This window comes from uncultured Slackia sp. (assembly GCF_959608125.1).
In the GTDB taxonomy this organism is placed as follows: Bacteria; Actinomycetota; Coriobacteriia; order Coriobacteriales; family Eggerthellaceae; genus Slackia.
Window position 1 is genome coordinate 23,904 of record NZ_CAUHPG010000010.1, and the last position, 18,557, is coordinate 42,460.

An 18,557-nucleotide genomic window follows, 5' to 3' on the forward strand; every position below is an offset into this window, starting at 1 on the left:
GTGTAATTGGATAGTTTATTGCAGCGATCGGGCGTTTCGAACGGACGTACGCGAAATCCTCCATACGTCCAAAGAGCCGCGGCGCGAATACGGCCTACATTCCTGGCTTCACCAAGCCGCTTTCATAGGCGGCCACCACCAGCTGAGCGCGGTCGTGGGCGTCGAGCTTCGCCATGACGCGACCGACGTGCGTGCGCACCGTAGCGGGCGATATGACCAGCTCGTCGGCGATATCGTCATTGCTCATGCCGCGGCCGACCAGGCTCAAGATCTCGCGCTCGCGCTCGGTGAGGCCTTCGACCGCCGACCCGTCGAAGCGCGTCTTGCGCCTCGATGCCGCATAGGTTTCCACCAGGCGGCGCGTGACGGACGGCTCGATCAGGGCATCGCCCGCAGCCACCACGCGCACGGCGCGCGCCAGCTCGTCCGGTTCGACGTCTTTGAGCAAAAACCCGCTCGCACCCGCCGCCAAGGCGTCATAGACGTATTCGTCGATGTCGAACGTAGTCAAGATCAAAACGGCGACATGAGAGGCTTCGGGGTCTTCGGCCAAAATCTTGGTGGCTTCGATGCCGTTTTTGCGCGGCATGCGGATATCCATCAGCAAGACATCGGGCCTCATCCTGCGCGCCAACGCGACCGCATCGGAGCCGTCGACCGCCTCGCCCACCACCTCGATGCCGGGAAACGATGAGAGGATGAGGCGAAAGCCTTTGCGTACGAGGTCCTGATCGTCGGCTATGGCCACGCGGATCGGCGCAGCGGGTGTTTTGCTATCGAGCATCGCGAACTCCTTCCAGAGGGATTTCGGCGGAAAGCGCGCATCCGCCATTTCCGGCAGCCCGGAATCGGCCGCCGAGCGCCTCGATACGCTCGGCCATGCCCCGCAGTCCATGTCCTTCGGCCTCATCGCGATCGGCTTGGGAAAAACCCACGCCGTCATCGACGTAGGACAAAGACGCCGACGAGCCGGTCGAACGCAGCGTAACATCCACATGAGACGCATGGGCATGGCGCACCGTATTGGTGGCCGCTTCGCGTACGAGGGCGAAAAGAGCCATGTCGACGAACGCGGGAACCTTCTCTTTCTCGTAGCCGCGCGTCGAGCACGAGACATCGAGACCTGCGCGCCTAAGGTAGGACACCACGTCGTCGAGGCGCTCCGTCCCTTCCGCAGGCGCCGTCTGCGCCGCTTCGTCGCCGCGAAGCACGCCGACCATGGAGCGTATCTCGTCGAGAGCCCCTTTCGAAACGGTCCTGATGTCGCGAATCGCCTCTTTCGCCGCGACCGGATCGAGGTCGATCAGACGCTCGGCGGCGGCGGCCTGGATGGTGACCGCCGAAAGGGAATGCGCCGTGATGTCATGAACGTCACGGGCGATTCGCACGCGTTCTTCGGCGACGCGACGCGCAGCGAGCTCTTCGCGACTGCGCTCAGCCTCGTCGAGCCTGCGCTCGGTTTCGCGCGCATAGGCCCGATAGGTCCGCACCGCGAACCCGAGCGACACCGCGGCAGCGGCGAATACGGCATTCTGCATGCGCATGATGGCGGCGAGCGTCTCGCTCGGCAGCGGCGTCGGCACCACAAGCATCACGATGGCCGTGACAATGCCCGCGCCGACGGCGTGCCGGCCGCTCAGCTCGCTTGCCACCGTGAAGGCGGCGACGATCGGCCCGACGGCCGACAGGGCGTATCCGGACATGAAGCCGCTCGAGAAGAAGAAGCACGCCGATACGATAGCAAGCGTCGGCCACGGCGCAGCGCGGCGCAACACCAAGGGAAAAGTCGTAAACGCCAGCGCGGCGTATGCATATCCGTTAGGAACGATATTGACCAGGCCCGCCATTTCCCTGAACGGGCCGTCGACATAAAGCACCGACGTGGATGCGAGAATAAGCTGCACGCATCCGAACATGAACGCAAGCAAGGCGACCAAGGCATCGACGCCCCAATCGCGCGGACGCATGCCCGAAAGCTCGAAGGGACCCGCAGGCTCGCCCTCACGCTCACGCACCGAGTCGCCGAGCAACGACGAGATGAACGCGCGAGCCGACCGGCTCGCCTTGCCGCCGAGCTTGGAGAATGCATGGGGTTGTTTTTCGAAATCATTCATCGTTTCATGCTAAGCCGTCGCGGCGCGCAATGCCATACATCCGATGGCGTATTCGCCATTCTGCCCGGTTTCGCCATATCGCTCTACCCGCGCGGATGCGCGCGGGCGTGCTCGTTTTTCAGCCTCGTCGGCGAAACGTGCGTATAGATCTGAGTGGTTGACAGACTCGCATGGCCGAGCATTTCCTGGACGCTGCGCAGGTCGGCGCCCCCTTCGAGAAGGTCCGTGGCGAACGTGTGGCGCACGGCGTGCGGGAAAAGCGAGGGGTCGAGGCCCGCGGCCGAAAGCGCCTTTTTGAACACCGCGCGAATGGCGTCGGAGCTCATCTTCGCACCGCGCGTGGACAGAAAGAAATACGGCGAAGGCCCCGCGCACTCGAGAACGGGCCGCGCCTCGTCGCGATAGCGGCGCAACGCGCGGCAGGCCGCGTCATGCAGCGGCACGATCCTCTCTTTACGGCCCTTGCCGAACACCTTGACCTGCGCCCCCGCGAAATCGACGCCGTCCACGCCGAGGTTCGCGGCCTCGGACACACGCGCGCCGCACGCGTACAGAAGCTCGAGCAGCGCCTGGTCGCGCATGCCGCGCTCGTCGTCGCGATCCGCATAGACGGAAAGCAGGCGCCGCATGTCGGCGGCGCTCATCACCCGCGGCAAGCCCTTTTCGGCCTTGGGGCCCTGGATGGACACGACCGAATCGTCGCACGGCACCCCGTTCGCCTCGAGCCAGCGGAAAAACGAGCGCATGGCCGAAAGGCGCCGGTTGGTCGTGCGCCGCGAGCAGCCGGCCGCGTCGAGCTCGGCCAGGTAGCGACGCATGGCGCGATGGTCCGCGAACAGCGGGTCGACGCCTTTTCGCGCCGCCCAACGCCCGTAATCGAACAGGTCGCAGCGATACCCTCGCACCGTATGCTCCGATGCGTTGCGCTGCAGCGCCAGAGCATCGAGGAATCGCCCGACGCAGGCGACGAAGCGCCCATCGATCGGCGCCTGCGATATGCGCTGCGCATCGTCCATGATCAGAGCAGGCCCGCTTCCTGCAGGGCGCTGCGATACGATTCGAGCGCTTCCGTCCCGCGGCGCGCATAGGCGGCATAGCGTTCCTGCTTGTTGCGGATGCGCTGCTCGAACGGCTCCATGATGCCGAAATTCACATGCATGGGCTGATAGACCTCGGTGTTCGGGTCGGTCGCGTAATCGAGCAGGGCGCCGAAGGCCATGGCGCGCGGCATGACGGGCATCTCGACGCCGCTCAGGCGCGCGTAGACGGACAAAGCCGCCACGAGACCCGACATGATGGCCTCGCAGTAACCCTCCGTGCCCGAAAGCTGGCCGGCAACATAGACCGGGACCTCGGCGGACGCCTTCTCGAAATAAAGCGTGCGATCGAGCAGCTCGGGGGCGCAGATGAACGTGTTGCGGTGCATCACGCCGTAGCGGGCGAACTCGGCGTTTTCGAGGCCGGGAATCATGCGGAACACCCGGCGCTGCTCCGGAAACGTCAGATTGGTCTGGAATCCCACGAGGTTGTACGCGGTCAGGTCGGCGTTTTCGGCACGCAGCTGCACGGCGGCCCAGGGCCTCCTGCCCGTGGCGGGATCGGTCAATCCGACCGGCTTGCACGTTCCGAAGCGCGGCGCGTCGTGACCCTTGCGCGCGATTTCCTCGATCGGCTGGCATGCCTGGAACAAATCGCCCGTCTCGAAATCCTTCTTGATGACGCGGTCCGCCGCGAGCAGCTCGTCGATGAAGGCGTCGTAGCTTTCCTTGGTGAACGGCGCGTTGAGATAGTCGCCCACCGCCTGGTCCTCGTAGCGCGACTGGCGGAACAGCACGGCTTCGTCAAGAGAATCCGCCATGACGATCGGAGCCGCGGCGTCGAAGAAGGCGAGGTTGTCGGACCCTGCGCGCTCGGCGACCCATGACGCCAGCGCATCCGATGTCAAGGGACCGGTGGCCAGAACGACCGCGTCGGCATCCGCCGGAGGACGGTCGACCTCGCCGACGATATATTCGATCGAAGGATGCTCGCGCACGAGACGCGTGACCGCGGCCGAGAAGGCGTCGCGGTCGACGGCGAGAGCGCCGCCGGCGTCGACGCGATTGAGGCCCGCCTGCTCGATCAAGAACGACCCGAGGCCCGCAAGCTCGGCCTTGAGCATGCCTGCTGCGCTTTCCGGCTTGGTGCTTTTGAGCGAATTCGAGCAAACCAGCTCGGCGCAATCGGAACCGTGATGGACGGCCGTCTGGACGACGGGCCGCATTTCATGAAGGCGGACGCGAACGCCGCGGGAGGCAAGCTGCAAAGCCGCCTCGCTTCCCGCAAGGCCCGCGCCGATGATATCTACTGTCTTATCCATGGCCGTGATTCTACCGGCTCGAGTGAGGATGCCCGCACTCTTCGAGCCAGACGCATCCGCAACCATATCGTTTCCATAGAAACCGCCCGCATTCAGGCTTGCTTCACCGCGCCGAACCTTCCGTCAGGATACCGCTCGATCGCGCCGATCGCCTCCAGGCGGCCGACGCACGCCATCAACTCGCTCATGCCCCCGAAAAGCGGCTCGTCGCCGTCGACGAAAGCGGCGGCCATCTGCTCGAGGCGCATCGGATCGGCGGCGAGCGCCGCGGCCACGTAGGTTTCGCGCGGCCCCGGCAGCGGCAAAGCCCCTTGACCGCTCACCACGCCCTTTGCCGGCGCGGAAACATATGCAGGATGCGCCGAAGCCGTTTCGGGAAACATACGGTCGAGCATCTCGCAAAACGACTCTTCGTCGATCACCGGCATGGCGCCCTGCCTGATCAGCATGTTCGCGCCGCGCGATGTTTCGGAAAAGATCGATCCCGGCACCACGAGCACGTCTCTGTTGGCACGCAGCGCTTCGTCGGCCGTCGAAAACGTACCGCTCGCAACGCCCGCTTCGACGACGAGCGTCGCTCGGGCAAGGCCTGCAATCAACCTGTTCCGCGCCCTGAAGGTGTAAGGTTTCGGCGGAAAGCCCCATGGGCGCTCGGAGACCACCGCGCCGCCCAATGCGGCGATACGGTCGAAAAGCCCCGCGTTGCATACGGGATACACCATATCGCAGCCGCCTCCGAGAAACGCGACAGTGCGACCTCCCTGCTCGAGCGCGGCTTCGTGCGCGGCGGCATCGCAACCGCGCGCGCCTCCCGAAATCACCGAGATTCCTCGTCGGGCGGCGCATCCCGCGAACAGGCGCGCGGCCGCCCTGCCATACGGAGTCGCCTTGCGCGCCCCCACCACGGCGAGTCCTTCGCTCAACGCGTTGGGATCGCCCACCACATACAGCGTCTCAGGAGGATCGTCGAGGCATTCGAACACGGGCGGATACCCCTGCGTCCCGCGCGCTATCTCCCAGCGCGGGCCCTTCACGGACCTGCTGCATCCCGCATTCGCCATCACGACCCCTTCCTCACCCTGAAGCCGATCGCCTCGACCAGATGCTTCTCGTCGACATCGCGGCATTGCTCCAAATCGGCGATGGTGCGCGCCACCGAGAGCACGCGGGCTATGCCGCGCCCAGACATACCCATCGAACGCGCCGCCATCTCCAGAAGACCTTTCGCCTGCTCGTCGAGACGACATACCTTCAGCAGGTCGTCGGTCCCGAGTGCCCTCCCATCGCCGAGCGCAGCACGCCTCCAGCTTGCGAACTCGCGCGCTTCGAGCACGCCTTCGCGTAAAACATCCGACGTCGCACAGGTCGAACGTTCGCCTTCGATGATCGAAGCGGGGTCGCAACGCCACACGTCCACATGCAAGTCGATGCGGTCGAGCAGAGGGCCGCCGACCCGCCCCTGGTAGCGCGCCACCTGCGAATCGGTGCAGCGACAGGCGATATCGGGATCTCCGTAATGTCCGCACGGACACGGATTGGCCGCCGCCGCCAGCATGAAGCGCGACGGCAACTCGACGCTTCCGTCGGCCCTCGTGATTACGACGCGCCCCTGCTCCATGGGCTGGCGCAACGTCTGAAGCACCGCAGGCGAGAACTCGGGCAATTCATCGAGAAAGAGCACTCCGTTGTGCGCGAGGGAAATCTCCCCCGGGTGCACGGGCGTTCCGCCTCCTATCAGGCCCGCCATGCTGGTCGAATGGTGGACCTTGCGAAACGGACGCACTCCTGAAAGGATGCTTTCGATCGGCTCGCCCGCGACCGAATGGACCCGCGCCGATTCGATTCGCTCGGCCTCGTCGAGCGGAGGCAGAATCGACGGCAAGGCCGCCGCGAGCATGCTCTTCCCCGATCCGGGAGGGCCCGTCATCAGAATGCCGTGATTGCCCGCCGCAACGATCTGCAGCGCCCGTTTCGCGGTCTCGTGACCGTAGATCGACCCGAAATCGGGAGCATCGCTTCGAGCGGGCGCTGCGGGAAAGCCGAGAAACGGCAGGTCGCAGCGACGCAGGTCGCCGAGCGAGCGCACCCCGCGCTGCTCCACGCCCGAAAGCTGCGCCCCGTCGGCGGCGTCTTTCGAAACGGCCAGGTCGAGCCCTTCTTCGCGGGCGCAGCAGGCATACGAAAGCGTGCCGGGGACAGGTCGGACCCTGCCTTCGAGGGAAAGCTCTCCGACCCAAAGATACGTTCGGAGCTTCGAGGCATCCACCTGCCCCGTTGCAGCAAGAATGGCCGCCGCGATCGGAAGGTCGAACCCCGACCCCGCCTTACGAAGGGAGCTGGGAGCGAGGTTCACCACCACCTTGTCAGCCGGCATCGTGAACCCGCAGGCCCTGATAGCCGCACGCACCCGCTCCTGCGACTCCCTGACCGCCGCGTCCGGCATGCCGACGATCGTCATGCCCGGAAGTCCCCTCGAAACGACCACTTCCACTTCGACGGGAACCGCTCGGACGCCGCGTATGCAGGCCGTCTTCAGCACGTATTGCAGATGCATGGGCTATCGCCCCGATGCGAACGCGTTCACATAATGTCTGATGAGCGCACGGCTGTTGCCGAGCACCAGAATAGAGATGACGTCGAATCGAACGCGGCACTCCGCGCCTTCGTATTCCGACAAGAAATATCCTGCGATACGCTCGTAGCGGGCGCGCTTGTGCGGCGTAACCGCCTCGGAGGGAAAGCCCGCTTCCAGGCTCGATCGCGTTTTGACCTCGACGAACACCATAGTTCCGTCCTCGTCTTTCGCAACGATGTCCGCCTCGCCCGCAGGACACGTCCAATTGCGCTCGAGGATTTCGTATCCCCTTCGCTCGAGAAAGGCACACGCCGCCTCTTCGCCCCGCACGCCCAGCTCGTGCGGGGTCATCGAAGCGGTCTCGTCCTCGCGGGGGCGCTCGGCCCCCTCGTTCACGGCGTCGACGCCGCATTCGGGCTCCTGCGGTATTACGCCGCCCGCCGTATCCTGTCTTGCAATCCGTTCCTTCGTCGCGGCCCTGCGGCTCTCTTCTCGTTCCATGCCGCCTCCTTTCATCGGAAGACCAGCATAGAAAACGCTCCTGGCGCCCTTTTATCGGGTTTCAGGCCCGACTCTGGCGCGACGGCCCGCTCCTTCCGGCCCAGGCATGGCAGGCACGTGCGACGCATGCGTCAGACACCCTCCGACACGCGATCCGAAGCAGGCGCGATGCTAGAAAAGCGCGTCCTGCGTCCAAGCGCGGCAAAACGACGCGCGATGCACCGGGCTGAGCCCGTAACGTTCGATTGCGGCGATATGCTCGGCGCTCGCGTAGCCCTTGTTGCTCTCGAACCCGTATTCGGGATACGTTTCCGCATACGCGCACATCAACGCGTCGCGCTCGACCTTCGCGATAATCGAGGCAGCAGCGATCGACGCGCATTTCGCGTCGCCTTTGACTACGTTGCGCTCGCGCGGGTCAAGGCCCATTGCATTGCCGTCCAGCAGCACGCAATCGATATGCGCGCCCTGGGCTTCGACCGCCGCGATCGCGCGCGCGAAGGCGGTCCGCAGCGCCGAAGCCATGCCGTGCTCATCGATGAAAGAGGGCTCGATATGTTCGATCGCCCAGGCCGCGGCCCCGTCCTTCACTTCGACGGCGATTTGCTCGCGCTTCTCGGGGCGGATCTGTTTGGAGTCGTTCAGGCCCTCGATGCGCGCATCGTCGGGCAAGACCACCGCCGCAACCGTGAGAGGGCCCGCGACCGGGCCGCGCCCCACCTCGTCGAGGCCGACGGCGACTCCTCCGGCGGCCAGACTCGCCTGAAACGCATACATCTCGTCGAGACGCGCACGTTCGGCGTCTTCGGCATCGAGCCTGCGGCGGGCAGCGGCAAGCGCCTGCTGCACGCCTTTGCGCTCGTCGCCTTCCAAGGCGCGCGCGAGGGCTTCGAATCCTTCCCTGTCGGCCTCGCGCAACGCCGCCCTGATATCTGCCAACGTCTGTTTCATGCCGTTCCCTTCGCCCGAATCGGTTCCGATAAAAACAAAAGCCCGCCGAAGCGGGCTTTTGCAGGTAGTCGACTTAGAAAGCCTTTTCCTTGATTTTCGCAGCCTTGCCGACCTTGTTGCGCAGATAGTAGAGCTTTGCGCGACGGACGGCGCCGTGACGAACGACCTCGATTTTCTCGATCTTGGGAGAATGAACCGGGAAGGTACGCTCGACACCCACGGAGAAGCTGATCTTGCGGACCGTGAAGGTCTCGCGGCAGGAGTGGCCGTGACGGCGGATGACGTCGCCCTGGAACACCTGGATGCGCTCGCGGTTACCCTCTTTGATGCGATAGTGAACCTTGACGGTGTCGCCGACGTTGAACGGAGCGACTTCCTTGATCTGCTGCTGTTCGATTGCGCGGATGATATCCATGTTTCGTTTCCTTCTATGAGTCTTGATACGACCTGCTGCTTAAGCGCTCTTTCGGGTCCGGCGTATGCGCAGTGCGCGGGCATCGCACGCAATGCCCTGTTCGGCCGGGCCTTTGAAGACCCTGGACTGCCTGGCACCGTAAAAGAGGTCGGATGGAAACGCTGCGGTTCCTGAACGGTCCCGTTTGCTCCGACGTAACACGGCGCACTTAAGAAGCCGACGCAGAAGTATAGCACAAATACGCACGTCGTTCACCGATTTCTCAGAATTCGGCGACGGATGCCTTTCGACGAGCTCCGATCGCCTATCGGATGCCCGCCAGGCCGACGCCCGCGAGCATCTCGCGCTCGCGTGCCTCCATCTCCTCAGCCTCCTCATCGGAATGCACATGGTCCCAGCCGCACAGGTGCAAAAGGCCGTGAACCAGCAGTACCGCGAGTTCCTGCTGAGGCGTGGTGCCGAACTGAGCGGTCTGCTCGCGCGCCACGTCGGAGGCGATCACGATATCGCCGAGCAGATACGGCTCGTCATCGGGAACGCCCGCGTCCTCGAACGCATCGCCCTCGTCGAAATCGTCGTCGTAGCCGTCGCATTCGAACGAAAGCACGTCGGTCGGACGGTCGATGCCGCGGAACTCCCTGTTCAGGCGATGCACTTCCTCGTTCGTGGTCAACGTGATGGAAACCTCGGTGTTTTCAGGCTGGCCTTCCTGCGCCAGCACGTATCGGGAGATTCCCTCGATATCGACCCCTTCGGCGATATCCGCACCGTGTTCGATTTCAACAGCGATATTCATCGACTACCTCTCTCTTTCCATTCCCATGATGCCGTAGGCGATTCCGCGCGAGCCGGGCAGCGCCTACCGTGCAGGACGCGTGATTTCAGGACCGTCTAGACGCGGCATGCTCCGCGCCCGCTGCCCATGCCGCCGCACTCGTACAGAACGAGCGCGGGAGCCACGACGCCCGCCGTTTCCGTGCGAAGGATGGACGGCCCGAGCGTTACGGGCCATGCCCGACGGCCGGACGTAAGAATCTCGACCTCCGAGGCAGACAGGCCGCCCTCGGGACCCACCACTACGACGATACGGGCGTCGCGGGCGTCGCACACGCCGCACTCCTCGAAAGCGCTAGCGAGCGCGGACGCGATGGTCGACGTCGAAGGGCACTCCTCCCAGCACACCAACACGGCCGTCGCCTCGGAAAACATATTCGCCGCACGGGCGATATCCACAGGCTCCGCCACTTCGGGCACCGTCGTCCGACCCGCCTGCATGGCGGCCGAATGTGCGATCGCCTGCCAACGCTTGGTTTTCGCCGCGGCTTTCTTCGCGTCGAGCTTCACCACGCTACGTGAACAGACGAGCGGAACGAAAGCGCTCACCCCGACCTCGGTGGCATGACGCACGATGTCGTCCATCTTGTCGCCTTTGGCGAGACCCTGGGCCAAAACGACAGTCGGTCCGCAATCGGGCGCATCGAGCTTCTGGGAGATGCGCACCACGATGTCGCCCTCCGCCGATACCACCTCGCATTCGAAATAATCCCGCGCGGCGTCGACCACGCTGAGATGCTCTCCCGGCTCGAGCCTGAGCACGCGGGCGTGCTTAGCATCCTCAGGACTCAAGCGCAACGCGAAACACGGCTCGGACTCGAGCTCGAGGACCTGGTCGTCCAGAAAGAAATGATGCAATGACATAGCTCCCCCTTTCGAATGGGCGCGCGAGCGGCGCCCTTGCAGCACATGCCTCGGCAAGCCCGCGCTCATACAATGCCGAAAAGCCTCAGCGCCGCGGGCACATACACGACCAGGCCTACGATAACGCTCATGCAGGCCGCGATCAGCGCGGCCCCCGCCGCGCAATCCTTCGCCCGTTTGGCGAGCGGATGGATGTCGGGCGATGCGAGGTCGACCACCGCCTCGACCGCCGTGTTCAGCGTCTCGAACGCGAGCTGGACGCCGACGCACATGATCACCGCCACGAACCCCCAGGCAGGCACCTGCAAAAGCACGCACAGAAGCACGGCCGCCGCCGCCGCGAGGCAATCCACCTTGAAGTTTCGCTCGGACGAGGCGAAACGCACGCCTTGAGCCGCGTATCCGAACGACTTGATCAGCGCGTTTTCTCGTTTCAGATCGGCCCCGGTCTTCTCGCTCATAGCCTGAACTCCGTCAACTCGCCCACGCGCGCATCTTCGGACACGCGCACTTCATGATAGCTTTCAGTGGTCGCCACGCCGTTCGTCTCGACCAACGCGCGCTCGACCGTGCCTGCGCGGCGCGCGAGGTCTTCGTCGCGAAGGCACTGCGCGACGCTTTCGAGGCGCTTGGCGCGCTCGGCCTTCACGGCAGGGTCGACCTGGTCGGCGCGGCGCGCCGCGGGCGTTCCCTCACGCATCGAATACCGGAAGATATGCATCTTGGAAAAACGGCAATGCTCCGCCATCGCCACCGTGGCTTGGAAATCCTCTTCGGTCTCGCCCGGAAAGCCGACGATGACGTCGGTGGAAAGGGACAGCATCGGCATGGCCTCGTAGAGCCTGTCGACCAGCTCCTCGAAATACGCCGCCTTGTAGGGGCGCGCCATTTCCTTGAGGACCTTAGGGGAGCCCGACTGCAGCGGCAGATGCAAATGCCTGCAGATGCGGCCGCCCGATCGCGCCATCAGCTCGATCAGGTCGTCGTGGACGTCGCGCGGCTCGACCGACGAAATGCGGAATCGCACGCCGTCGTCGGTCGCTTCGAGCAGGCGGCGCAAAAGCCCCGCAAGCGTCATGCCCTCGAACGCATAGGACCCGAGGTTGATGCCCGTCAGGACGATCTCGCGCACGCCCGCCTGAGCCAGGCGGACCGCCTCGGAAACGATTTCGTCGGCAGGCCTCGACCAAGCGCGGCCGCGGGCCACGTGAACGATGCAGTACGTGCAGGCGTTGTTGCAGCCGTCTTGCACCTTGATGCCCACGCGCGTGGGGAATTCGCCGCCGACGCGCAGCAAGGGCGCGGCGCCGTGAGGCTCGAAGGAAGACCCCTCAGGAGCGAGTAGCCCCATCATGGAGCCCTTCGGCACCACCTGGACGCGGGTGTCCATCGCCTCGAACACCTCGGGCGAGATGGCGGCGGCGCATCCGGTGACGATGACGCGCGCGCGATCGTTCGCGCGCAACGCGCCGCGCACCGCCTTGCGGGTCTTCTTCTCGGCTTCGCCGGTGACGGTGCATGTGTTCACGATGACCAGGTCTGCGGATTTCTCGTCGACCGCCTCGCCTCCGCGGGCGAGCAGAGCTGCGGTGAAGTCGTCGCTTTCGACGCGATTGACCTTGCAGCCCAAATTGACCACATGAAACGTCTGGGAACGGCGGGGTTCGGTATCGGACACCATCGGAGCCTTTCAACGGAAACATCGATGGGTACGAATATAAGCGAAAACGCCCCCGTAAGAGCCGTGCGTGGGCGCCGCGCCCGAATCAGCATAAAAGCCTTATAGCGAAACGCGAAGCGGCGGCTTTCCGGCCGCCGCGCATGCATGCTCGTTTTCGATCGGCTTAGTTGAACGCGTCGCGCAGCTTCTGCAGCGGACTGCGCGCATCGGAAACCTCTTCGCCGAACTCCTGCGCCACCTTCTCGAGCAACTCGCGCTGCTTCTTGGTGACCTTCTTCGGGATGAGAACGTTGATATGCACGTACATATCGCCGCGCGAATCGGAGTTCAGGCGCGGCATGCCCATGCCCTTCACGCGCACGATCTGCTCGTTCTGGCAGCCTTCGGGAATGCGCACCTGCACCTTCTCGTCCTCGAAGATGCCGTCGATCTCGATTTCGGCGCCCAGCGTGGCCTGGATGAAGCTCACGTTGGCACGCGCATGCAGGTTGTCGCCTTCGCGCTCGAAGAACTCGTGCGGCTGGATGCGGCAGGTGACGATCAGGTCGCCCGCCTTGGCGCCGTGCATGCCCGCTTCGCCGAAGCCGCTCACGCGCAGCTGCTGGCCCTCGCGGATGCCTGCGGGAACCTCGACCGTCACATGCTGGCGATCGGGGATGCGGCCCTGTCCCTCGCATTCCTCGCACGGGTTCTCGATGACCTTGCCCGTGCCGCCGCAGTTGCGGCAGGTGCTGGCCGTCTGCATGTCGCCGAGGAAGGTGTGCTGCACCGTGACCACGCGGCCGCGGCCCTCGCATTCGGGGCAGTCGGTCTCATGGCCGCCCTCGCCCATGCCGCTGCCGCCGCACGCCTCGCACGGAGCCAGGCGATCGTAGACGATTTCCTTCTTAGCGCCCGCGGCGACCTCCTCGAGCGTCAGGCGCAGGCCGACCCCCATATCACGACCTTCCTTGCGCACGTTGGCGCGGCCGCCTGCGGCACCGCCGAAGAAGCTCGAGAACAGATCGCCCATGCCGAAACCGCCGCCGAACAAATCGTCGAAATCGACGTACTGATAGCCGCCCGCTCCGCCTGCGCCGCCGGCAGCGCCTGGAATGGTGCCGAAGCGATCGTACTGGGCGCGCTTCGTGGAATCGGAAAGCACGTCATAGGCCTCGTTGAGCTCTTTGAAGCGGTCCTCGGCATCGGGGGCCTTGTTCACGTCGGGATGAAGCTCGCGCGCCTTGCGGCGGAACGCCTTCTTTATCTCGTCGTCGGTGGCGGTTTTCGATACGCCGAGAATGGCGTAGAGGTCTTTTGCCATAACGGTTGGTTACCTTCCTCGTATTTACAGGTCGCGCAGCGCGCTTCGTGCGGCGCGGACGGCGTTGATGACTTTCGAATAATCCATGCGCGTGGGGCCGATGACCGCCACGATGCCCGAAGAATCGGATGGACCGTACTGCGCAGCTACCACCGACACGCCGGAGAGCTGGCTCGCGCCGTTCTCGCTGCCGATGCGCACTTCCAAAGCATTGCCCGATTCGGCCACGTCGTCGAACAGGTGCATGAGCACGGTGTCGTCTTCGAGCACCTGGAGCACGGGAAGCGCTGCGGCTGCATTGCTGAACTCGGGCTTGTTCAGAAGCGACGAGATGCCGAGCCTATGGGCGCGGTCGGACTCGCCCGCATTGAGGCATTCGACGAGCTCGTCGATGACGATGCGCCCGAGAGGGCTCGTCAAAGCGTCAGAGGTGCGTCGCGCGGCCATACCGCGAACCTCCGACATCGGCCTTCCCGAAAGAACGTCGTTCAAGGCGTTCTGGACAGATGCCAGGTCGTCGGGCGAGACCTCTTCGGCGAACTCGACGTGGCGGTCGAGCACCTGGCCGTCGTCGGTAACGACCACCATGAGAACACGGTAAGGCGTGAACGACACCAGCGACACCTGCTTGACGGCAGTACCCAAAAGCGAGGGAGCCAAGACGACCGACAGGCAATCGGTCAGACGTGTGAGAGCTGCAGACGTCTTCTCCATGAGGTCGTCCATCTTCGAAGCCGCGTCGCGCAGCTCGTCGAATGCGGTTCCTTCGGTCTCGTCGCCGTACTCCTCTTCGAGAAGGTCGTCGACGAAAGCACGGTAGCCCGCATCGGTAGGGATACGGCCCGCCGAAGTATGAGGGGACGTCAGGTAGCCTTCGTCCTCGAGCACCGACAGCTCGTTGCGCACCGTGGCCGGAGACACGCCCAGGCGATAGCGATCGACGAGTGTACGCGAGCCGACGGGCTGCGCATTGGCGATGTATTCCTCGATGAGCGCCTGAAGCACTCTTTGCCTGCGATCAGACAACACGAATCTCGTCCTCCTTCGCATCGCGCGGTTTGCCATTCTTTGCATGAATCCGATATGAAGGTGATTCTAGCAGCCTTGAAGCACGAGTGCTAATGCGAACTCCAATCGTCATGAAGCCGTCATCGATATGGCGCGAGCCGCCCGCAAACAGCGCCGCCCCGTCCACTCAGCTGTCCGAATTGACCACATGAGTGCCGTCTATTGAAAGACCCTCGCCCCTGTCGGCGTTTTCATGATCCGCGACGATCATCCCATGCTTTTCGCGCTAGACAATGCGGGGCTCACCGTCGTCCAAGGCTGCTTCGGCGGAACCGAAGTCGCCTACGAAGAGGATTCGTCGTACGTGACCGATCCATCCTGCGAGGGGAAAGTCGGACGGGTCCCGCATACCGTCAACCACAACTGGGCGCACGATTTTCAGGAAATCATCGGCGCATTGCTCGAAACGGTCCTCGACCTTGAATCGCTTCGAGAATACGGCGTGTCCGATTGGCGTTCGCTTCCCATGCTTGAATTCGACAAGCACGATGAAAGCTGGCGTATGCCGGAAGGCCTGCCGCGAATCCCGCTTACGTTTTCCATCGTGGCCCGCAAGCCGCGGTAGCGATGCAAACGAAAAACCCGCAGAACGAAAGTCGAGACAAGCGCAAAGCGAAAACGCGCGTTCGGCAGTCTTGGACACATCGGCAATCGGGGCTTCGAACTCAAACTTCGCATTGCGCCCCGAAAGTGTCCCTTGTAGGCATCAAGCTTGTCAGTGCCGCCCAACGACGTTTTCATTACCGCACCGTCCCTGCTTGCCTTGTCACCTCCCACCTCTCGGAACAAACGGTATAGCCTATAAAGACAAGACGCGCAATTTGTGGAGGATGAACGCAAGCATAGTATGATACTCACAGCAAACATCAGAGATGTCATCAACGGAAATAGCATTAGGGGATTGCCTCTCGAAAGTAGACCCGTCTTCAGGCTTTTCTCTAGTCGCTCAAGGTTAAGCCGGCAGACGCACATCCCTGTAACTAATTTGGTAATTCCGTTTCCATACTGGTAATTAAAACAATTGCCGAGCGGATCAAGAAAACTCAGGAGGAATGACGCCATGATCACCAGCATTAAGCAACTTAAGGGCAATCGTGGCGAATGGGGCGAGGCTTATGCGTTCTGCCACGTTCTGGGCACGGGGAGAATCGCATCAACTGATGACAATCTAAAAGTGAATGAGCGTCAGATCGTTTCTGTTGAATCAGTCAAGCGCCGGGAAGCATCTGATAGGAACTTTGAATATCTCATCAATACTGATGAGGAAACAGTCGACATCATCAAGAACGGCGTGAAGCTACGAACTGTTGCTCAGGTTGAATTTGAGAACTGCGCTCAGGTAATTTTTGATGGCATCAAGTCTCTCCGCGGTCGCTCGTTCGCAATTCCCGAAGCCGATGGTTTTCTTCAGACAATCGGTTGTCATAAACTCAAGCCCTCTGACACTGACAAGCCGGATCTCGTTGTTCATATCTTTGATCCGAAGACATCATCGGAATACGATATGAAATACAGTGTTAAATGCATGGCGGGTTCGCGTCCTTCATTGGTTAATCCGTCTGGCTTGACGTACTTCTATTACGAGCTTGTGGATTTTGACGCTTCAGGTTTTCATGCAGTTTCGACGATTCCCCAAAACCAAGTCAAAAATCGTGTTGCAGCCTGCAGGGACCATTCATCGAGTATTCGCTATCGCAGCCTCTCGCCAGATGCTGGCACTTTTAAGCGCAATCTAGCTAGAGTTCATCCGTATGCTGAATCCACATTGGGATACATGATCTTGGAGTCGTATTTTGTCAAGGGTAAACACAGCCGTCAGATATTGGGTCGTGTTAAGCGCAGCAATCCGTTAGACGAAGAAGACGCGTCGCTTTACGACATCGCTTTTCGTCAGTATCTTTGGGCAGCCTTCTGTGGGATGGTTCCTTCGGTGGACTGGGCCCATAAAGACACCGTCGACGGCTTCTTACTCATCAACGAGGTGGGCGACACGCTTTCATACCCGATCGTAAAAAGAGGCGCTTTCGAAGAGCACCTTATCGACACCACCTGCTTCGATACACCATCGACGAGCAGTGATCGTCCGACAGCGAAAACGGGCGAGATATACGAGTGCAACAGCAGATACTACCTAACGCTCAATCTTCAGATTAAATACGATGCCAATGGCGCAAAGGCCGAGCACCGCCCCAAGGTTCGCTGCGTCAAAACGGCAAACACCTCGACATCGACTGGCGCCTCTGCTAAGTGCTCGACCATTACGTTCGGCTATCACTAATCCTTCTTGGGTTTGGGTAATTCTTCGGCAAGCTTGCGAAGACTCCTAGATACTTCTCGGCGCATCTCTTCAAAATTGTCTATGGACTGTTGGTCCTTTGCTGAGTATTCCGCATTGGCCAAAGACCACAATAGATAATCCAGGGCCTTGATTGCATTAGGATTTTCTTTGCATAGGTCGTAAGCCTTTTGGTAGAAGGGATGCGAGACATTTACCTCTACGCTTGTCTGCAAAATGGACGATGAGTTTTCCACAAGACGCGGCTGCCACAAGACGCTGTCCGGAAGCTCAGTCACCGCGATAACGCCCCCGGCTTTCTCGTCCCTGATGATGGGCTTTGATTCGATGAACGTCGCTCCGCTCTTCGTTACAACTTTTGATTGCCCATCGGAAAGCTTTTGGACGTAATAACTTCTAGAAGATGCGGCCTGTTTCCCAATGTCGCTATTAGCCTTAGCATGTAAGACTTCAGCCTCACGTTTGTGCCTAATTGAAGCCTGGCCCCTGTATCTGGCTTCAGCCTTTTTCCTCGCTGGGTCAATGACCTCGCTTAACAGATATTCGCCAACCGAGGGATCGATTTCTATACGCGACTTTTTGAAGTCAACGTTGAAAATCTCATCGAGATCGGAGTTGAACGAAAGCTCAATTCTGCATAGCCTGTAATGGAAGTCTGGCTTTCTGAGTTTGCACCAATCTCCCCAATGTATGAGCCTGTTTTCCCTATAGACGTAGATGCCTTGCAGCTTATCGGGTGAGACCCCCTGCGGAAAGACGCTCTCCAGCTCAAACAGGTTGAGTTCGTCGCGAGACGGAACGACATGCGCAGCAACATTGAACGGCACATCTTCCTCGGTATCCGTTTCGACAAGGATATTGTCAGCAAATGTGACTTCGGTTCCGCCCAGCTTCTTGCAGAACGGGTCCCAAGGGTGTATCCGTCCACCGTTAAGTGAGATTTTGACGTTCGGTGCCCTTCCATCCTCGAAATCCAGGAATCTCTGGAACACCACTGAAAGATGAAAGCGCAGCTCATTCACTTTCCTATAGAAAGCAGCTTGATGAGTCTGCCCGCCAGGTTTGCTATATTTCCTCGATAGGATGCGATCGCACTTCTCCCAACGAACCACCGTTCCTGCGTGGTCATCTGCCACTCGCTTTAGAGCCTGCAACTCTACTGCAGTCGCAGGCCCTTCGAGATATTCCCACCGGTTCGTTCTGAGTGCGTGGTCGATATCCAACACGAGTTTGAAGGGCTCGTCGCTGCCATTCTTCCTCGATACTAACGAAACTTTTCTGCACTGTGACGTAGAAGCAGTCTTTAATCCGAGTCCGAATTTGCCCAGGCTATGAGAATCCACCCTTTCATCCGAGCCATATTTCATTGCATTCAGAACTTCGTCGGGGGACATTCCACAGCCGTTGTCGGCAATCGTCACGTCAATTTGGCCAGAGCGGCTGCCCATCGTTGCCGTAATCAAAATGCTAGTTGCATTCGCAGAAATGGAGTTGTCAACAATATCGGCCACGGCGGTATTGAAGTCATAGCCAGCGTCTCTCAGGCTGTTAATAACTCGACCTGCGCTTGGCGGCAATTCGTGGATTTTCACTAGC

18 protein-coding genes are annotated in these 18,557 nt (G+C 61.5%); 2 read left to right on the top strand and 16 right to left on the bottom strand.

The window, feature by feature from the left end:
- Positions 1 to 94 precede the first annotated feature (94 nt).
- The 15 genes from Q6E04_RS04575 to hrcA form a co-directional block, all read right to left on the bottom strand.
- Positions 95 to 784 carry a response regulator transcription factor gene (locus Q6E04_RS04575; protein WP_303249623.1) on the bottom strand — a complete coding sequence of 230 codons (690 nt, stop codon included), beginning with the start codon at positions 782 to 784 and terminating at the stop codon, positions 95 to 97.
- The gene (locus Q6E04_RS04580) at positions 774 to 2,114 is read right to left on the bottom strand and encodes a sensor histidine kinase (RefSeq protein ID WP_303249624.1); all 1,341 of its coding nucleotides are present in this window, start codon (positions 2,112 to 2,114) and stop codon (positions 774 to 776) included. The genes Q6E04_RS04575 and Q6E04_RS04580 overlap by 11 nt, the downstream gene beginning before the upstream one ends.
- Before the next feature lie 83 nt (positions 2,115 to 2,197).
- The gene (locus tag Q6E04_RS04585; RefSeq protein WP_303249625.1) at positions 2,198 to 3,130 is read right to left on the bottom strand and encodes a tyrosine recombinase; all 933 of its coding nucleotides are present in this window, start codon (positions 3,128 to 3,130) and stop codon (positions 2,198 to 2,200) included.
- Between the two features lie 2 nt (positions 3,131 to 3,132).
- Positions 3,133 to 4,473, bottom strand: a complete 1,341-nt coding sequence (trmFO, locus tag Q6E04_RS04590) for a methylenetetrahydrofolate--tRNA-(uracil(54)-C(5))-methyltransferase (FADH(2)-oxidizing) TrmFO (protein WP_303249626.1) — start codon at positions 4,471 to 4,473, stop codon at positions 3,133 to 3,135.
- A 92-nt stretch (positions 4,474 to 4,565) separates the two neighbouring features.
- Positions 4,566 to 5,534 carry a DNA-processing protein DprA gene (dprA, locus tag Q6E04_RS04595; protein ID WP_303249627.1) on the bottom strand — a complete coding sequence of 323 codons (969 nt, stop codon included), beginning with the start codon at positions 5,532 to 5,534 and terminating at the stop codon, positions 4,566 to 4,568.
- On the bottom strand, positions 5,534 to 7,027 hold the full coding sequence (locus Q6E04_RS04600) for a YifB family Mg chelatase-like AAA ATPase (RefSeq protein WP_303249628.1): 1,494 nt from the start codon (positions 7,025 to 7,027) through the stop codon (positions 5,534 to 5,536). The genes dprA and Q6E04_RS04600 overlap by 1 nt, the downstream gene beginning before the upstream one ends.
- A 3-nt stretch (positions 7,028 to 7,030) precedes the next feature.
- Positions 7,031 to 7,549 (bottom strand): YraN family protein, encoded by a 519-nt coding sequence (locus Q6E04_RS04605; RefSeq protein WP_303249629.1) that lies wholly within the window; start codon positions 7,547 to 7,549, stop codon positions 7,031 to 7,033.
- Between the two features lie 171 nt (positions 7,550 to 7,720).
- Positions 7,721 to 8,500: a ribonuclease HII gene (locus Q6E04_RS04610; protein WP_303249630.1), complete on the bottom strand. Its 780-nt coding sequence runs from the start codon at positions 8,498 to 8,500 to the stop codon at positions 7,721 to 7,723.
- A gap of 73 nt (positions 8,501 to 8,573) precedes the next feature.
- Entirely contained in the window at positions 8,574 to 8,915 is a 342-nt protein-coding gene (gene rplS / locus Q6E04_RS04615) for a 50S ribosomal protein L19 (RefSeq protein WP_303249631.1), read from the bottom strand.
- Positions 8,916 to 9,219: 304 nt separating this feature from the next.
- Positions 9,220 to 9,711, bottom strand: coding sequence for an rRNA maturation RNase YbeY (ybeY, locus tag Q6E04_RS04620; RefSeq protein ID WP_303249632.1), 492 nt, complete (start codon positions 9,709 to 9,711; stop codon positions 9,220 to 9,222).
- A gap of 95 nt (positions 9,712 to 9,806) precedes the next feature.
- Positions 9,807 to 10,613, bottom strand: coding sequence for a 16S rRNA (uracil(1498)-N(3))-methyltransferase (locus Q6E04_RS04625; protein WP_303249633.1), 807 nt, complete (start codon positions 10,611 to 10,613; stop codon positions 9,807 to 9,809).
- 65 nt (positions 10,614 to 10,678) lie between these two features.
- Positions 10,679 to 11,074, bottom strand: a complete 396-nt coding sequence (locus Q6E04_RS04630; RefSeq protein WP_303249634.1) for a diacylglycerol kinase family protein — start codon at positions 11,072 to 11,074, stop codon at positions 10,679 to 10,681.
- A complete protein-coding gene (gene mtaB / locus Q6E04_RS04635; RefSeq protein ID WP_303249635.1) occupies positions 11,071 to 12,291 on the bottom strand; it encodes a tRNA (N(6)-L-threonylcarbamoyladenosine(37)-C(2))-methylthiotransferase MtaB in 1,221 nt (406 codons plus the stop codon). Before mtaB ends, Q6E04_RS04630 begins: the two co-directional genes overlap by 4 nt.
- Positions 12,292 to 12,457: 166 nt before the next feature.
- Positions 12,458 to 13,597, bottom strand: a complete 1,140-nt coding sequence (gene dnaJ, locus Q6E04_RS04640; protein WP_303249636.1) for a molecular chaperone DnaJ — start codon at positions 13,595 to 13,597, stop codon at positions 12,458 to 12,460.
- A gap of 24 nt (positions 13,598 to 13,621) precedes the next feature.
- Positions 13,622 to 14,626: a heat-inducible transcriptional repressor HrcA gene (gene hrcA / locus Q6E04_RS04645; protein WP_303249637.1), complete on the bottom strand. Its 1,005-nt coding sequence runs from the start codon at positions 14,624 to 14,626 to the stop codon at positions 13,622 to 13,624.
- A 232-nt stretch (positions 14,627 to 14,858) separates the two neighbouring features.
- Between hrcA and Q6E04_RS04650 the strand changes: the two genes are divergently transcribed.
- Positions 14,859 to 15,230: a hypothetical protein gene (locus Q6E04_RS04650; protein WP_303249638.1), complete on the top strand. Its 372-nt coding sequence runs from the start codon at positions 14,859 to 14,861 to the stop codon at positions 15,228 to 15,230.
- Between the two features lie 495 nt (positions 15,231 to 15,725).
- A complete protein-coding gene (locus Q6E04_RS04655; protein ID WP_303249639.1) occupies positions 15,726 to 16,943 on the top strand; it encodes an HpaII family restriction endonuclease in 1,218 nt (405 codons plus the stop codon).
- Here the strand turns inward: Q6E04_RS04655 and Q6E04_RS04660 are convergent.
- Positions 16,940 to 18,553, bottom strand: a complete 1,614-nt coding sequence (locus Q6E04_RS04660; RefSeq protein WP_303249640.1) for an ATP-binding protein — start codon at positions 18,551 to 18,553, stop codon at positions 16,940 to 16,942. The genes Q6E04_RS04655 and Q6E04_RS04660 overlap by 4 nt on opposite strands.
- Between the last annotated feature and the right edge of the window lie 4 nt (positions 18,554 to 18,557).

Excerpts from the sequence above, each read along its gene's own strand:
- Q6E04_RS04630 (WP_303249634.1), bottom strand. The coding sequence starts at position 11,074 with ATGAGCGAGAAGACCGGGGCCGATCTGAAACGAGAAAACGCGCTGATC.
- rplS (WP_303249631.1), bottom strand. The coding sequence starts at position 8,915 with ATGGATATCATCCGCGCAATCGAACAGCAGCAGATCAAGGAAGTCGCT.
- Q6E04_RS04580 (WP_303249624.1), bottom strand. The coding sequence starts at position 2,114 with ATGAATGATTTCGAAAAACAACCCCATGCATTCTCCAAGCTCGGCGGC.
- Q6E04_RS04605 (WP_303249629.1), bottom strand. The coding sequence starts at position 7,549 with ATGGAACGAGAAGAGAGCCGCAGGGCCGCGACGAAGGAACGGATTGCA.
- dnaJ (WP_303249636.1), bottom strand. The coding sequence starts at position 13,597 with ATGGCAAAAGACCTCTACGCCATTCTCGGCGTATCGAAAACCGCCACC.
- ybeY (WP_303249632.1), bottom strand. The coding sequence starts at position 9,711 with ATGAATATCGCTGTTGAAATCGAACACGGTGCGGATATCGCCGAAGGG.
- Q6E04_RS04655 (WP_303249639.1), top strand. The coding sequence starts at position 15,726 with ATGATCACCAGCATTAAGCAACTTAAGGGCAATCGTGGCGAATGGGGC.
- Q6E04_RS04610 (WP_303249630.1), bottom strand. The coding sequence starts at position 8,500 with ATGAAACAGACGTTGGCAGATATCAGGGCGGCGTTGCGCGAGGCCGAC.
- Q6E04_RS04600 (WP_303249628.1), bottom strand. The coding sequence starts at position 7,027 with ATGCATCTGCAATACGTGCTGAAGACGGCCTGCATACGCGGCGTCCGA.
- trmFO (WP_303249626.1), bottom strand. The coding sequence starts at position 4,473 with ATGGATAAGACAGTAGATATCATCGGCGCGGGCCTTGCGGGAAGCGAG.
- Q6E04_RS04585 (WP_303249625.1), bottom strand. The coding sequence starts at position 3,130 with ATGGACGATGCGCAGCGCATATCGCAGGCGCCGATCGATGGGCGCTTC.
- dprA (WP_303249627.1), bottom strand. The coding sequence starts at position 5,534 with ATGGCGAATGCGGGATGCAGCAGGTCCGTGAAGGGCCCGCGCTGGGAG.
- Q6E04_RS04625 (WP_303249633.1), bottom strand. The coding sequence starts at position 10,613 with ATGTCATTGCATCATTTCTTTCTGGACGACCAGGTCCTCGAGCTCGAG.
- Q6E04_RS04650 (WP_303249638.1), top strand. The coding sequence starts at position 14,859 with ATGATCCGCGACGATCATCCCATGCTTTTCGCGCTAGACAATGCGGGG.
- Q6E04_RS04575 (WP_303249623.1), bottom strand. The coding sequence starts at position 784 with ATGCTCGATAGCAAAACACCCGCTGCGCCGATCCGCGTGGCCATAGCC.